Source organism: Pseudoalteromonas sp. SCSIO 43201 (genome assembly GCF_023716725.1).
GTDB classification, from domain to species: Bacteria; Pseudomonadota; Gammaproteobacteria; order Enterobacterales; family Alteromonadaceae; genus Pseudoalteromonas; species Pseudoalteromonas peptidolytica.
Genome location: NZ_CP072683.1, coordinates 3,645,048 through 3,658,724, shown reverse-complemented (window position 1 = coordinate 3,658,724; position 13,677 = coordinate 3,645,048). Strand labels below are relative to the sequence as shown.

8 protein-coding genes are annotated in these 13,677 nt (G+C 42.1%); 4 read left to right on the top strand and 4 right to left on the bottom strand.

Annotation, left to right across the window (positions count from 1 at the left end):
* Positions 1 to 150: 150 nt before the first annotated feature.
* Complete coding sequence (locus tag J8Z24_RS15945) at positions 151 to 1,152, bottom strand: GGDEF domain-containing protein (protein WP_147388951.1); 1,002 nt, start codon at positions 1,150 to 1,152, stop codon at positions 151 to 153.
* 376 nt (positions 1,153 to 1,528) lie between these two features.
* Between J8Z24_RS15945 and J8Z24_RS15940 the strand changes: the two genes are divergently transcribed.
* Positions 1,529 to 3,307, top strand: a complete 1,779-nt coding sequence (locus J8Z24_RS15940; protein ID WP_252094977.1) for a DUF885 domain-containing protein — start codon at positions 1,529 to 1,531, stop codon at positions 3,305 to 3,307.
* A gap of 65 nt (positions 3,308 to 3,372) precedes the next feature.
* Here J8Z24_RS15940 and mtnK read toward each other — a convergent pair whose 3' ends face one another.
* A complete protein-coding gene (mtnK, locus tag J8Z24_RS15935) occupies positions 3,373 to 4,575 on the bottom strand; it encodes an S-methyl-5-thioribose kinase (RefSeq protein ID WP_252094976.1) in 1,203 nt (400 codons plus the stop codon).
* A 118-nt stretch (positions 4,576 to 4,693) separates the two neighbouring features.
* On the opposite strand from mtnK, the gene mtnA reads away from it, so the two are divergent.
* The 3 genes from mtnA (at position 4,694) to J8Z24_RS15920 (ending at position 11,149) form a co-directional block, all read left to right on the top strand.
* Positions 4,694 to 5,716, top strand: coding sequence for an S-methyl-5-thioribose-1-phosphate isomerase (gene mtnA, locus J8Z24_RS15930; protein WP_176033424.1), 1,023 nt, complete (start codon positions 4,694 to 4,696; stop codon positions 5,714 to 5,716).
* 80 nt (positions 5,717 to 5,796) lie between these two features.
* The gene (locus J8Z24_RS15925; protein WP_252094975.1) at positions 5,797 to 7,740 is read left to right on the top strand and encodes an alpha/beta hydrolase family protein; all 1,944 of its coding nucleotides are present in this window, start codon (positions 5,797 to 5,799) and stop codon (positions 7,738 to 7,740) included.
* Between the two features lie 559 nt (positions 7,741 to 8,299).
* Positions 8,300 to 11,149 carry a M16 family metallopeptidase gene (locus J8Z24_RS15920; protein ID WP_252094974.1) on the top strand — a complete coding sequence of 950 codons (2,850 nt, stop codon included), beginning with the start codon at positions 8,300 to 8,302 and terminating at the stop codon, positions 11,147 to 11,149.
* 175 nt (positions 11,150 to 11,324) lie between these two features.
* Here J8Z24_RS15920 and J8Z24_RS15915 read toward each other — a convergent pair whose 3' ends face one another.
* Positions 11,325 to 13,463 carry a winged helix-turn-helix domain-containing protein gene (locus J8Z24_RS15915; RefSeq protein WP_252094973.1) on the bottom strand — a complete coding sequence of 713 codons (2,139 nt, stop codon included), beginning with the start codon at positions 13,461 to 13,463 and terminating at the stop codon, positions 11,325 to 11,327.
* Entirely contained in the window at positions 13,409 to 13,675 is a 267-nt protein-coding gene (locus tag J8Z24_RS15910) for a hypothetical protein (protein ID WP_125250699.1), read from the bottom strand. The genes J8Z24_RS15915 and J8Z24_RS15910 overlap by 55 nt, the downstream gene beginning before the upstream one ends.
* Between the last annotated feature and the right edge of the window lie 2 nt (positions 13,676 to 13,677).

Sequence of the window (13,677 nt, the reverse complement as noted above, 5' to 3'; positions counted from 1 at the left end):
ACCTGGGCTTTGGATAATTAATGTTTTGCTAGCAACTAGGATTAGCGCTCCCTGTGTTGAGTTTGCTAGGTTTGTAGCTTCAATACGGAAGTATTTTAAAATCACGGAAAAACCGAGAGTTTGGCATTGCTATCCACGCTTTGCGTCGTATTAGTGGCTTATATAACAGTGCTGACCTAGAGATTGAGCTTTTTGCGCGGCAAAACTGGCACGTTTAGCCAAGATATTGAAGTCATGTTCAGGTGCAAGTTGTGCAATTCCCAGTGCCAAAGAGAGGTTAGGCAGTGGCATTTTGCCTTTGGTGCTGACAAACTTTAGGCGCTCCACGCCTTTGCGTACTTTTTCCGCGATTACACTGGCTGTGTCTAAGTCAACATCAGCGAGAATGATAGTAAATTCTTTTTTTCCAGTGCGCCCCGGTAGGCCGCTTTCTACCACATAACGCTTAATATTATTCGCAACCCGATTAAGCACAACTTCGCTGACTACATCGCCAAAACGAGTAGAAAACGCATCAAGATTATCAACTTGTATTGATAACGCGCACACAGACTTTTGCTGTGATTGCCACAGCGCCACTTTTTGATGAAGATAATGGCGTTTATATAGCCCTGTTTGTGGGTCTAATAGGTGGTGTTTGCGCAAGTCTAAAAGTAATTGTTGGTTTCGTTCGTAATCTTGGCGCGCTTTTATTAACGCTTGTTTAAAGAGCTTGTGTTGTTTTAGCAATAGCTCGGTTTGCTTAGTAAGTGTAGAAAGTGCACGCTTACTTTTTTGAATGTTGTGTTCATCTAAATTATGAATACATTGGCTCACCTGCTGTGCAAAGCGAATAATATGCTTCTGTGAGCTCTCGGTATTTTCATGGAGCTCAGTAACTAATGAATCTACGCCTTCAAGTAATTCAGACTGCACTTTTTGGCCAGGGTCTAAAAATTGATAGTAAAGTTGCTCGATTAGTACACAGTCAATCTTAGTATTGCTTTTGATGGTTTTAGCTAGGGTTTCATTAAGAGGCTTATTGGTAGCACTGATATAAGTATATGCAACCTGATAATTCAGAGGAGTAGGCGGCAAATGATGCTGCTCTAAAAATAGGCACACCTGTGTCATTTTTTCTTGGGCAACAGCCATGGGATCATGGAACATCATTTCATTTACCACAACAATTTATTATCAAACGTTAATGAACAACCACCAACTCCATCGGTATCACTCTTGTCCTAATTGCACTAGAGCTACATTAATCTGTATCGTTCGAATTGAAAAGCAAAAAGTTTGTCTACGAAATAGAAAATTTACATTTTTTTGTTGATTTGCTGATTTTATCAGCAATTTTTATTAGGTTGAGTGATTTGTATCCGATCTTAGTTCTTCGTGGTTTTGTCGAATTAAGTTGCATCTGTGGCCTGACTCTCCTAATTTGAACGCTCATAAGTTCGTTCTACCATAACAAATACTCAAAACAGCAGTTTTTTAGCAGCGAAAGTGCAAGTATTGAGACATAACAAGTATCGAGGAAGTTAGCGTGTTATCACCAAAAATAAAACTGTGGGCTAAGCGTTCAAGCATTGCCATATGTCTGTCTGTTACTTTGTCTGGTTGTGCCATTACAGGTATTGATAAGAATGCTGATTTTACTCAGTTAGCAGGCGATGTGATGAAGTTTAGAAGTGATAACAACGCCTATGGACGTGGTGACGTCAACGCTGAGTTTTTGCTGCCAAACTTAAGCGCGCAACAGCTTAGTACACAGTATCAACAACGACTCGATTTTCTCGCTCAATTAGATGATATTGATAAAACGCAACTCAGTGAAGAAAACCAGATAAACATCACCATATTGCGTAATCAAATACAAAATAGTGTCGATGAATATCATTTTAACAGTCACTATATGCCACTAACTTCTGAATATGGTTTCCATTCTGGGCTGTCTTTTATGATTTCAAATCATAATGTTAAAAAACGTTCCGGTTATGAGCTATATCTTGCTCGTTTGCAGCAAGTTCCTCGCTATTTTCAGCAAAATATCCATTGGATGAAACAGGGCATGGCAATTGGTCTGACACAACCAAAGGCGGTGCTAGAAGGCTATGAAAGCTCTATTGAAGCATATATCGTAGATGAAGTGACTAAATCTGAATTCTATGCGCCTTTTAAACACAATCAAGCAGGGTTGTCTGACTCTGAATTTAGTGCGTTACAGCAACGCGCAAAGCATATCATCAAAGCAGATGTGATAAGTGCTTATCAAGACTACCTTGACTTTTTTGTTAGAGAATATCGGCCTGCTGCTAGAACAACAATAGGTATTTCAGCCACTCCAAATGGTGAAGCCTTGTATGCCAATCGAGCCAAATACTACACAACCACAGATATGTCACCGCAGCAAATACATGAGTTGGGGTTAAAAGAAGTTGCCCGGATCCGTGCTGAAATGGAAAAAATCATCAACAGGGTTGACTTTAAAGGTAGCTTTGCTGATTTTGTTCAATTTTTAAGAACAGATCCGCAATTTTATGCAAAAACGCCAGAAGCGTTATTAAAAGAAGCGGCGTATATTGCAAAAAAGATGGATGCTCAGTTACCTAAGCTCTTTCATACATTGCCGCGTAAGCCATATGGCGTAGCGCCAGTTCCTGCGAGTATTGCGCCAAAATACACAACAGGGCGTTACTCAGGTGCGCGCAGCGATACTGATGCGGGTTATTACTGGGTAAATACCTATGCTTTGGATAAGCGTCCTTTGTATGTGCTAGAGGCACTGACACTGCATGAAGCTGTGCCGGGGCATCACCTTCAGATCGCATTAAATGCAGAATTAGACTATCTTCCTGAATATCGCCGCAACGAATATATTTCTGCATTTGGTGAAGGGTGGGGACTATATGCTGAATTTTTGGGAATTGAAGCCGGTTTTTATCAAGACCCATACAGTGACTTTGGCCGTTTAACTTACGAAATGTGGCGCGCCGCACGCTTGGTAGTTGATACTGGTATGCACATGTTTGGCTGGAGTCGTGAAAAAGCGATAAACTTTATGAAAGACAACACGGCACTATCATTACATAATGTTAAAACAGAGACAGACCGTTATATCTCTTGGCCAGGGCAGGCATTGTCATACAAAATAGGTGAGCTAACCATTAAACGTTTACGCCGAAAGGCGGAAAAAGCACTGGGTGATCAATTCGATATTCGAGAATTTCACCATCAAATCTTACGTCATGGATCCGTTCCGTTATTTGTTTTAGAAGAGCAAATAGGTAAATATATTGAAACGACTATGGGTCAAGCGCAGTAAATGTTTAGCAGCCCAAAGTAGACGCTTTGGGCTGCCATTTGCGCTAGACCCTGCCTGATTTTTGATTAATTCACAAAGCTAATGATTAATTGATAAACATCTTCAGTGGTGTGACACTTATTGGCGTTTAATATCAGTTGTTCGCCTAGCTGTAGCGCTCGCTTTTGTACTTCAAGGCGCGCAGTATCGTCTTCAATGTCATCTATATCTGTGACATGAGCAAGGCCGATAGTGCGGCGGATCAACTCACAGCCACAATACCCAACCGCATCTTGCAGAACTTTTGTTAGAAAATACTCAGCATATCCTTCAGCTTGCAATGATAAATCACGAGTTTGCGTTTTTGCCAGCTTTAGCCAAGTTGCATAAAAGCCAGACAAGGTACTGGCAATACAATCCAGTAAGTATACCTGCATATTGCGACGCTTTGGCAGTGCTTCAATCCGTGCATGTTGAGCGCAATAATTCAGTAATAGGTTGCCAATAAATGAGCCTAAATCAAATCCGATTGGGCCGAAAAAGCCAAATTCTGGATCGATAAGCTTAGTTTGCTCAGCACTTACAAAGATACTTCCGGTATGAACATCTCCATGAAGCAAGGTTTCTGGGGCGTTTAAGAATTGTGCTTTGAGTTTGGCAATTTCTATAAGTAGTGCTTTGTTATGACGCAGCGTGTTGACTGAGGCTTGTAAAGCGCTGGGAAAATGGTTCCGCTCGGTATCACGGTATGGGTCATCAAAAAATAAATCTTCAGTAATGGCACATAACTCTGGGTTGGTAAACTCAGTGACTAAGGCTTTTTTCTCGCTAGGTTCAAGGTAAAAACTAGAAAAGTAGAAGCTGGTTTTCGCCAAGTATGTTGCGATGTCTTGGCTAAGCTGTGGGAAAGTATGCGCTTGATTTAGCTCACCACGTAAAATGTGTAACTGACCCAAGTCTTCTAATATGGTTACGGCCAACTCTGAATTGTGGTGTAAGACTTTGGCAGTGGTAGTTGGGCAAATCTCACCGTGGCGTCGTAGCACGCTAGCTTCTATCCTTGCTCTGTCCAATGTTAATGGCCAGCTTTCTCCTACACAGCGAGCATATGGTAAGGCTTGTTTAACAATGATGCTATTGCGCTGAGTGTCTTGGACGCGAAATACCAAATTTAAATTACCATCACCAAATTCATAGCAAGATAAGGTTTCACCTTCTGCAAAAAAGTGTCCCAAGTGAGTGACATAATCAATCACTTTTTCAGCATCAAACGCAACATAACCTGACATGTTTTTGAACCTTGATAATATTTGTTTATAGCATTCTATATTTTTAAATGTTTAGATGTCTATACTTCTTTAGATCTTGATGTAAAATGTTCGGGTAGTGTTAACAGAGCGCAATGTTATGAAAACTTTAATTGCACGCAGCCTTAAATTTGAAGCCGGGGTTGTAAAAGTACTAGATCAATATTTACTGCCACACCAGCAGGTATGGCATGAGTGTCGAGATGTCGCGACCATGAGCGATTTGATCCTGACACTCAAGGTTCGTGGTGCGCCGCTCATAGGCTTAGCGGCAAGTCTATTAGTTGCATATCTTAGTGAGCAAGGTGAAGATAAAGTTACGATCGCCCATGCCATTAATACACTAGAGGCAACGCGCCCAACAGCAGTAAATTTAATGCACGCAATGGCTAAATTACGTAGCGTACTGGATAAACCTGACTGGCAAACACAATTGGTGACAACAGCAGAGCAGCTGTTTGAAGAGGATGCAGCACTGTGCGATCGGATGGCAACGATAGGCGCTACTTTGGTGAATGCTGGTGATAATATTTTAACGCATTGCAATACTGGGGCATTGGCTACCGCAGGTGTTGGAACAGCGCTGGGTGTGATACACCATGCGGCAAAACAACATCGCAATATTCACGTCTGGGTTGATGAAACAAGACCTTTACTCCAAGGCGGTAGGCTAACGGCATTTGAGTTACAAGCATGGCAAATTCCATATACACTCATTTGTGACAATATGGCGGCGAGTTTAATGGCTGCGGGTAAAGTAGATAAGATTTTCGTTGGTGCGGATCGCATCGCAGCTAATGGTGATGTTGCTAATAAAGTAGGTACATATAACCTCGCGGTATTAGCACATTTTCATCAGATCCCTTTTTATGTTGTGGCACCAGTTACCACGGTAGACAGCCGATGCTTAAGTGGCGGACAGATCCCAATTGAACAACGAGAAAGAGCAGAGGTGACGGGAGTAAGTGGCAGTTTTGGTCACTGCCAATGGGCGCCGGATAATGCTGAGGTATACAACCCGGCATTTGATGTTACTCCGGCAAGCTTAATTACCGGTTGGGTGTTAGATACCGGGCTGTATTCTGCTAGTGATGTTGAAAGTGGGGTCTTTTCACTAGGTTAACGCTTGTAAGTGTTTGTTACTCAGGTCACTCTATTGCTACACTGTACCCGTTTAATTTTGAATGGAGGTAGTGAATTAGGATGAAAAAGTTTCTGATACTGGCTGTTGGTTTACTCGCGACACAGGCGCTCGCAAAATCAGTAGTCCCACTTGAACACTTTAGTAAAGGCAGTGAATTTTCTGATGTACAAATATCGCCCAATGGCGAATATCTGAGCTTCATTACAAAGCGGGAGGGGAAAAACACACTTGGCTTTTTGCAGCTAGATAAATTTAAGCTGCTCCATGCTGTTCGGTTTGACGACAACGCGCAAATAGGTCGATATGAGTGGGTTAATGACAATAGAGTGGTGCTTGAAAAACAGTACATCCGTGGCTGGAAAGATCACCCAGAATATCATGGTGAATTATTTGGCGTGAATGCAGACGGCAGCCGTGGTAAATACTTGGTTGGGTATCAAGGAGAAGGCCAAACAGGGTCGCGACTGCGTAAAGCAACCCCCCTTTACGGGACATCTTATATTCTTGACCCATTGGTTAATGACGAAGATAAGATGTTGATTGTGACTTACCCCTGGAGTGGTTCCAAAGAGCCGGTAACACGAGTGTATGAAGTGAATGTTCATACCGGTGTTAGACGCAAAGTTACGGCCTCACCAAGAAAAATGGGGAGTTTCTTAACAGATCATCATGGCGAAGTTCGTGCTGTCGTGACACAAGATGATGATGGGTACTCATCAGTGTACACTCGCACAGCAAAACAGTCAGATTGGGTTGAGCTAAAACTTGCTGATGAGTTAGACGATTTTTGGATGCATGGGTTTGATAAAACGGGTAAATCTGTTTATCTATCAGCATCTAAAAATGGTGAGCCGAAAGCGTTTTATCAGTTAAACTTAGAAAGTAAAGCGCTAACACATATTTTCCAAGATAAAGAAGTTGACCCAACTAAGGTGTGGGTTGACCCGCTTGATAAATCTCCTTTTGCGATAGAACTAGATCCAGGCTATCCGACGTACGCATTTATTGATGATAATGCTAACTGGAGTCAGCGTTTGAAATCATTGGTGGCATCGATCCCAGGTAATCAAATTCGTATTGTTAGTAGTACCAGAGATGGCGAGCAAGTCGTGGTATTTGCAAGTAGCGATACCAATCCTGGAGATTATTATTTATATAATAGCAAAGAGAATAAGATGCGTTATCTGGCATCTGCTAGGCAATGGATAGCACCTGCAAAAATGTCCAACATGGAAGCCATCGCATTTACCAGCCGTGACGGACTGACCATTAATGGTTATCTGACTACACCACTTGGAAAAGAGAAAAAGAACTTGCCTCTGATAGTTATGCCGCATGGTGGCCCTCATGGCCCAAGGGACTTCTGGCAATTTGATCCTGAAGTGCAAATGTTGGCAAGTCGCGGTATCGCAGTGTTGCAGGTGAATTTTAGAGGCTCGGGTGGTTATGGCGAAGCATTTGAGAGACTAGGTTATCAGAAGTGGGGTAAAGAAATTCAATACGACATCATTGATGGAACCAAAGATCTAATCGCAAAGGGCATCGTAGACGACAAACGGATCTGTATTATGGGGGCAAGTTTTGGCGGTTATTCTGCATTGCAAAGCGCAATATTAGAACCTGGCTTATTCCAATGCGCAGTCGGTGTTGTTGGTGTATACGATTTACCACTGATGTTTGAAGAAGGTGACGTAGCTCAGCGCAGCTCAGGGGTCGCATATTTAGAGCGTGTACTCGGGACTGATGAAAAACAGCTAAAGGCGTTTTCGCCAAGTTACAACGCAGATAAGCTAAAAGTTCCCGTGCTTATTGTTCATGGTGGTGAAGACCAACGGGCACCTATCGAGCAGGCTGAGTCTATCATTGATGCTTTAAAAGAAGCGAAAGTACCGCATCAATATTACTTGCTGGAAGATGAGGGTCATGGGTTTTACAAACCAGAACATCGCTTGAAGTACTACCAAAAAGTGCTGGCATTTTTGGAGCAACCGCTGAAGCTGTAGACAACAAAGAATCTAATAAAAGCCTGACTTTGATACTGTATTGAAGTCAGGCTTTTTTATGGCCTTATATATATTCGGCTCAGGTTTATGCCAATTTGCCTTAATGCTTGTTCGATTAGACAAAACAAATTTTTGTCTTGCCTACTGAAGGTAGATACCTCGGTGTGAGCGGGACGCGAAGCGGTGTTATTGACAAAATTTGCTCGCTTCAACATAGACCACTTAATAAAGATAATTGGTATAAGTAAGCTATCGTAACTGCCCACACTTCACGCATTACTAATCGACACTGATTGCTAAAGACTACTTAGCCACTTGCGCTAACATTACACCCAGATACTGCTTGTAAAAAGCCTCGAAATAACGAAAGCCCGTGTGGAATATTTCTATAATAATTTTAAACTATTGATTATATTGCTAATAAAATAAAAATGAATTCATGATAACTTCATAAGCGACTCACCGAGCAGAGATAGTTAATCTTGTCGTCAACAGCAGGGGACAGCCTGCGAGCTCCTCTAAACAGATAAAATAATAAAGTTGATGTAAGGATTTTCTTATGCTTTTAAACAAAGTAGCAATGGCAGTAATTATGGCTGCAACATTAAATGGCTGTAGTCAGTTTCAATCGTCTGAAAGCGAAAAATATGCAGGTGCAGAATTTGTTGAGCAAAAGCATATTGAACGCGGTGATATTGGTATCGCATATGAAAAGTTTGAATTAGAAAATGGCCTAACCGTTATTCTACATGAAGACCACTCTGATCCATTAGTGCATGTAGATGTGACTTATCATGTTGGCTCTGCACGAGAAGAGCTGGGTAAGTCAGGGTTTGCTCATTTATTTGAACACATGATGTTTCAAGGCTCAAAACATGTGGCAGATGAAGAACATATTAAAATGGTGACTGAAGCGGGTGGAAAGCTAAATGCCACAACGAATTTAGATAGAACTAACTACTTCCAAACCGTCCCTGTAAATCAGTTGGAGAAGATGCTGTGGTTAGAGTCAGACCGTATGGGGTTTTTTGCTCAAGGTATTACTCAAGAAAAGTTTGAAGTTCAGCGTGCTGCGGTAAAAAATGAACGCATGATGCGTTATGACAATGTGCCTTATGGGCAGGGTACCGAAAAGTCGCATCAAGCCCTGTATGGCTATGGGCATCCTTATTCTTGGATGCCAATTGGATATATGTCGGATCTAAATAGAGCTGATGCCAACGATTTAAAAGCCTTCTTTAAACGTTGGTATGGCCCAAATAACGCGACACTAACGATTGGTGGAGCAATTAGTCGCGATGACGTGTTGCCATTGGTACAAAAATACTTTGGTTCAATACCACGAGGCGAGGCCGTGACCAGCGCTGCAAAACAGCCAGGTACATTGAGTGAAACTCGTTTTGTGTCGTACGAAGATAATGTGTCACTGCCAATGATCAGAAAAACCTATCCGACGGCCTATATGGGGCACCAAGATGAAGCCGCATTAGATGCGCTAGGTTATTTTATTGGCCAAGGTGAAAGTTCAATGCTGCGTCAGAAATTAGTTGATACTCAGCAAGCTGTCCATGCAAGCTCTACGCATAAGTGTTTTGAATTATCTTGTCAGATGATTATTATCGCACTGCCACACCCTGTAAGTGGTAAAACGTTGACGGCGCTAAACCAAGATATTGAAACCTTAGTGAGTGACTACATTGAAAATGACCTGACTCAAAATGACATTGAGCTATTTATTACCAAACGAGAAGCAGAAATTGTTAGAGCACTGCAAAGTGTGCAAGGTAAAGTGTCAATGCTTGCCGAATTTGAGACTTTCCATAGCAGTCCTGACTACTTGCGTCAGCAGCTAGCGAGTATCAGAGCGCTGAAAGTAGATGATATTAAGCGAGTATATGCTCAATATGTTGCTAACAAACCGCATACTGTGCTCAGCATTGTACCTAAAGGTAAGCCGGAGACAGTGGCGCAACCGGACAACTATACACCAACATTTTTCGAACCAGCAGGCACTGAAACGGCAAAAGCTGAGGTAGAGTTACCTATTATCGTAGATACTTTTGACCGCAGTATAAAGCCTACCTCTGGTGCTGCAAAAACGATTACGTTACCCAAGCTTTGGAAAACAAAAACGATGAATGGTATTGAAGTGTTAGGTGCAGAAGATGCTGAAACGCCTACTACAACCTTACTATTGCAAATTCCAGCAGGTCGCTTATATGACCCAGAGCAATTGCCAGGTGTTGCATTATTAACGGTGGAAATGCTAACAGAAGCCACAACTCAACATACAAAATCAGAACTCGCTCAGCAGTTAGCTAAACTCGGTGCGGAAATATCACTTGATGCTAAGCCTGAGCATATTGAAATTGAGGTGTCGACTTTAACGAAGAATCTAACGCAAACATTAGCGGTGTTGGCTGAGAAGTTATTGCAGCCTAAATTTGCTGAATCAGATTTTGATCGAGTGAAAGGCCTTGTCATGGAGTACAGTAAAACAGAGCGAGATAGTGCTGACTTTTTAGCGGATAGTGCATTAAATGAAGTGATGTATGCAAAAGGAAACTACAGTAAACCTTGGTTACCTACTGTTGACGAGCTTGCAAAGCTAGAGCTTACCGATATTAAATCCTATTACGCCAAGCAAGTTCGCCCGCAAGGTAGTAAATTGTCGGTAGTATCTGATATGGCGCAGCCTAAACTCATTGCGGCATTGGAAGGTGCACTATCTAAGTGGCAGGGTAAAGGTGAGCTTACTATGGTTGAGGCAACACCTGCGCAGTTAGACAGCAATACGATTTACCTTGTACACAAAGAAAATGCACCTCAGGCGCAGATCAGGGTGGCAACGCATACTGTGGCTGCAGACTTATCAGGTGAGCATTTTAAAAGTCAAATTATGAACTTTGCATTCTCAAATAGTTTTAACAGCCGTATTACGCAAAACTTGCGAGAAGATAAAGGCTTCACCTATGGTATCCGTGGCACCTTCTCAGGAAATCGAGACACAGGACATTATGTGATTTCTTCAGGAATTAATGCTGAAAATGTGGCAGATGCACTAAACGAAATTCAACATGAATTAAAATTGGTTAGTACATCGGGACTGACAGACAAAGAAGTGGAGTTTACAAAAAATGCCATTGCCCAGCGAGATGCACTGAAATATGAAACACCAGCTGCGAAATTAAGTTTCTTTGCGATGATGCACGCACATAATGTTGATTCAAGTATTGTAGAAACACAGGCTAACATTATCGAAAAGGTGACTAAAAAAGAACTAAACCAATTAGCTGCTAAGCACCTTGCACCAACAAATATGACTTACATTGTAGTGGGTGACGCGCCTTCATTGACAACGCAACTAGAGGCTAAGGGCTTTAAAGTTAAAACATTAACCGTTCAATAAGTTAACCAAATTGATCCCAACCGTGGCGGGCACTCTGTGCTCGCCATTTTTTTAACTCGACTTTTGACAAATAAGCGCATATCCAAGTTGTATTTTCGCTAGTTACTAGGAGGATGGCAAACACGTGGTAACTGAGTACCAATACGATGCCATCTATTATTTGTGCTGGCATGCCCTAGCGTTGATATAACTTAATTTCATTATGGTATCGAGAGATGTAAGAAATCAGCAGTTTGTTACCATGTGCATCTAAATAGTAGATGCTAGAGTCGGCATTGACTACGGACTTTATATCCAGAACGGTTTCAAGGGTGTTATCGTCATTAAGCTTAAATACAGACTGTCGATTATAAAGGTATATATCACCGTTAGCTGCCGTTATCATGGGTCTGACCTTTTCACCTTTCAAGTTATGGTGCAGGGCTTCACCCGATATTAACGGGGTGACTTCGGTGGTTACAACGTTCAATAGTGCAATGTCTCGATTGCTCGATAGCGTGACAAGCTGGGTATCGTCATACCAGTCAATGCCGACAATATTGCGAGCAGGAAAAGTTGTGCTCTTTTGATCTCTGATAGAGATCACTTCAATTATCTTATCATCCGTTATTTCATGGGCGCGCAGCTGAGCCACTCGATTATTGTGTAAGCGGGTGTCGCCATTTTTTTCGTTATCTGGCATCGTATATAGTATATCGAGCGAGCCTAAAGCTCTTACTTGGGCGACATTATTCACTGTCTGCTTAACCAATATTTGCTGCTCGGCAGGATCGGAGTCAATGATTGAATATCCAGCACTCAGCTGTGTGATAGGGCTATATCTATGATGTTGGTCGATTCGAATTACAGTATATGACTCGGTGTCCTTAAAGACCGAATCTGTGTAGGCAAACTCTCCTTCTCCAAGGTAGGCCATAATCACTTCGTAGATCTTGGGTTTAGCAAAAGTTGTTGACTCGCCCGTTTTTAAATCAATGACATAACTGTCATGATCATAGCCATAAGTGGTCATGAGTAGTTGGCTCTTTGACATAGGCAAAACGTAAGATGTTGGTTCTACTGCTACCCTAACAGGTGGTAGCTCAGTTAAAGTTTGCATTGAATAACGCTTAATTTCGCTGCTGTTATGGTCAAACCACAACACTGTTTTTTGCTTAGGATCCCAATTTGCAGCCCATAACAAATGTGGATATTCAGCTAATTTCAAGGTTTTATGGCCATTGAGTGTGGTGACTAATAGCTCAACCTTATCACCAATGTTACGTGTAAAAATCAACTGTTGTGTGTCGGGGATGATTGCAAGCAGGCGATCACCAAAACCATGATTGCTGGGTGTTGTGATCCGAGTTTCTTGTTGTGTATTAAGGTCATAACGATAAATGGCTCCGAGGCTAGGTATCCCTAAATAACCCCGTCGGCTATACACTATTTGTGCTTGGCCGAAATCAAATATTGCGTTGATAGCGCCGCCAGAGCATGGGAATAAAGCTTGATCGCGGTTAACGGTGTTTGGAGATAGGCGATGTTTGCGATATTCGCATACCGGTTGCTCTGAGTCGCGCTCGGCTTGGTGTAGATAATAAATCCAATTACTGTCAGCGGACCACCCTAAAATGGAACTGTTTGTCGGTATGCTTAGCGCCTTCTCATGTTGGGTGGTGAGATCCATCAGTCTTATCTCTCCTAGTGTATTCGCTTCATTGGTCGCGGATTTAAAGCTATAAGCGAGGTAGCGCTGATCTGGAGAGTTGTATAATTTGCCATGATGGCCTCGATACCACGAGAGTATTTGATTGTTAAATGTTGCAGCTAGCGGTGGCTGATGGTTACGCTCAGTGGTTTGACGGGGCATTTCTACATACAGGGTGATGGCAATAGCTGCCAAGACAAAGCAGGTAAATGCAATAAGATAATATTTATAAGGCTTTGATGCTTTGCTTTTTTTGCAAACAGCGGTCTCTGCTTCAGGGGGCAACTCCGCTGCATCTGCTAGCGGTACAGTAAAGCTATAGCCTTTTCGGTAGTGCGTTTTAATCACTGGTTTTGGTTGCAGATCAGAAGCCAGCTGCTTTCTTAGCTCGAATATGACACGGTTAATTGTATTATCATCAACAAAGCTAAGATGCCATACGTTTTGCGCAAGCTCTTGGCGAGTAATGATCCGGTTTTGATTTTGAATAAAATACATCAGTGCTTTGAAAAGTAATGGTTCTAGCTCTTTACTTTCTTGGGCATTACTGATGGTTTGCGTGGCTGTATTCAGTTGCCAGCATCCAATATCAATATAGTTCGGGTGTGTTGTTTCGAGATCCATGAAAATACCAAATTAGTGACCAGTAATATCAATTTGTTTGGGGTCTGTTGACCTTTGCTGTTTGATTTTTGTTCCTCTGAGTGTGTCTTGTTCACTGCGCTCGACTTGCCGCCAAGTAATCTAAGTAAAAGTTGGGCAACAATGAACAACGCGCACTCAGGTAAATCCAAAACGCTGAGCTCTATTAGCACTTCTGCTGCGTTGCTCAACATAG

Coding starts and splice junctions, on each gene's coding strand:
- J8Z24_RS15945 (WP_147388951.1), bottom strand. CDS start 1,152: ATGATGTTCCATGATCCCATGGCTGTTGCCCAAGAAAAAATGACACAG.
- mtnK (WP_252094976.1), bottom strand. CDS start 4,575: ATGTCAGGTTATGTTGCGTTTGATGCTGAAAAAGTGATTGATTATGTC.
- mtnA (WP_176033424.1), top strand. CDS start 4,694: ATGAAAACTTTAATTGCACGCAGCCTTAAATTTGAAGCCGGGGTTGTA.
- J8Z24_RS15925 (WP_252094975.1), top strand. CDS start 5,797: ATGAAAAAGTTTCTGATACTGGCTGTTGGTTTACTCGCGACACAGGCG.
- J8Z24_RS15920 (WP_252094974.1), top strand. CDS start 8,300: ATGCTTTTAAACAAAGTAGCAATGGCAGTAATTATGGCTGCAACATTA.
- J8Z24_RS15915 (WP_252094973.1), bottom strand. CDS start 13,463: ATGGATCTCGAAACAACACACCCGAACTATATTGATATTGGATGCTGG.
- J8Z24_RS15910 (WP_125250699.1), bottom strand. CDS start 13,675: ATGTTGAGCAACGCAGCAGAAGTGCTAATAGAGCTCAGCGTTTTGGAT.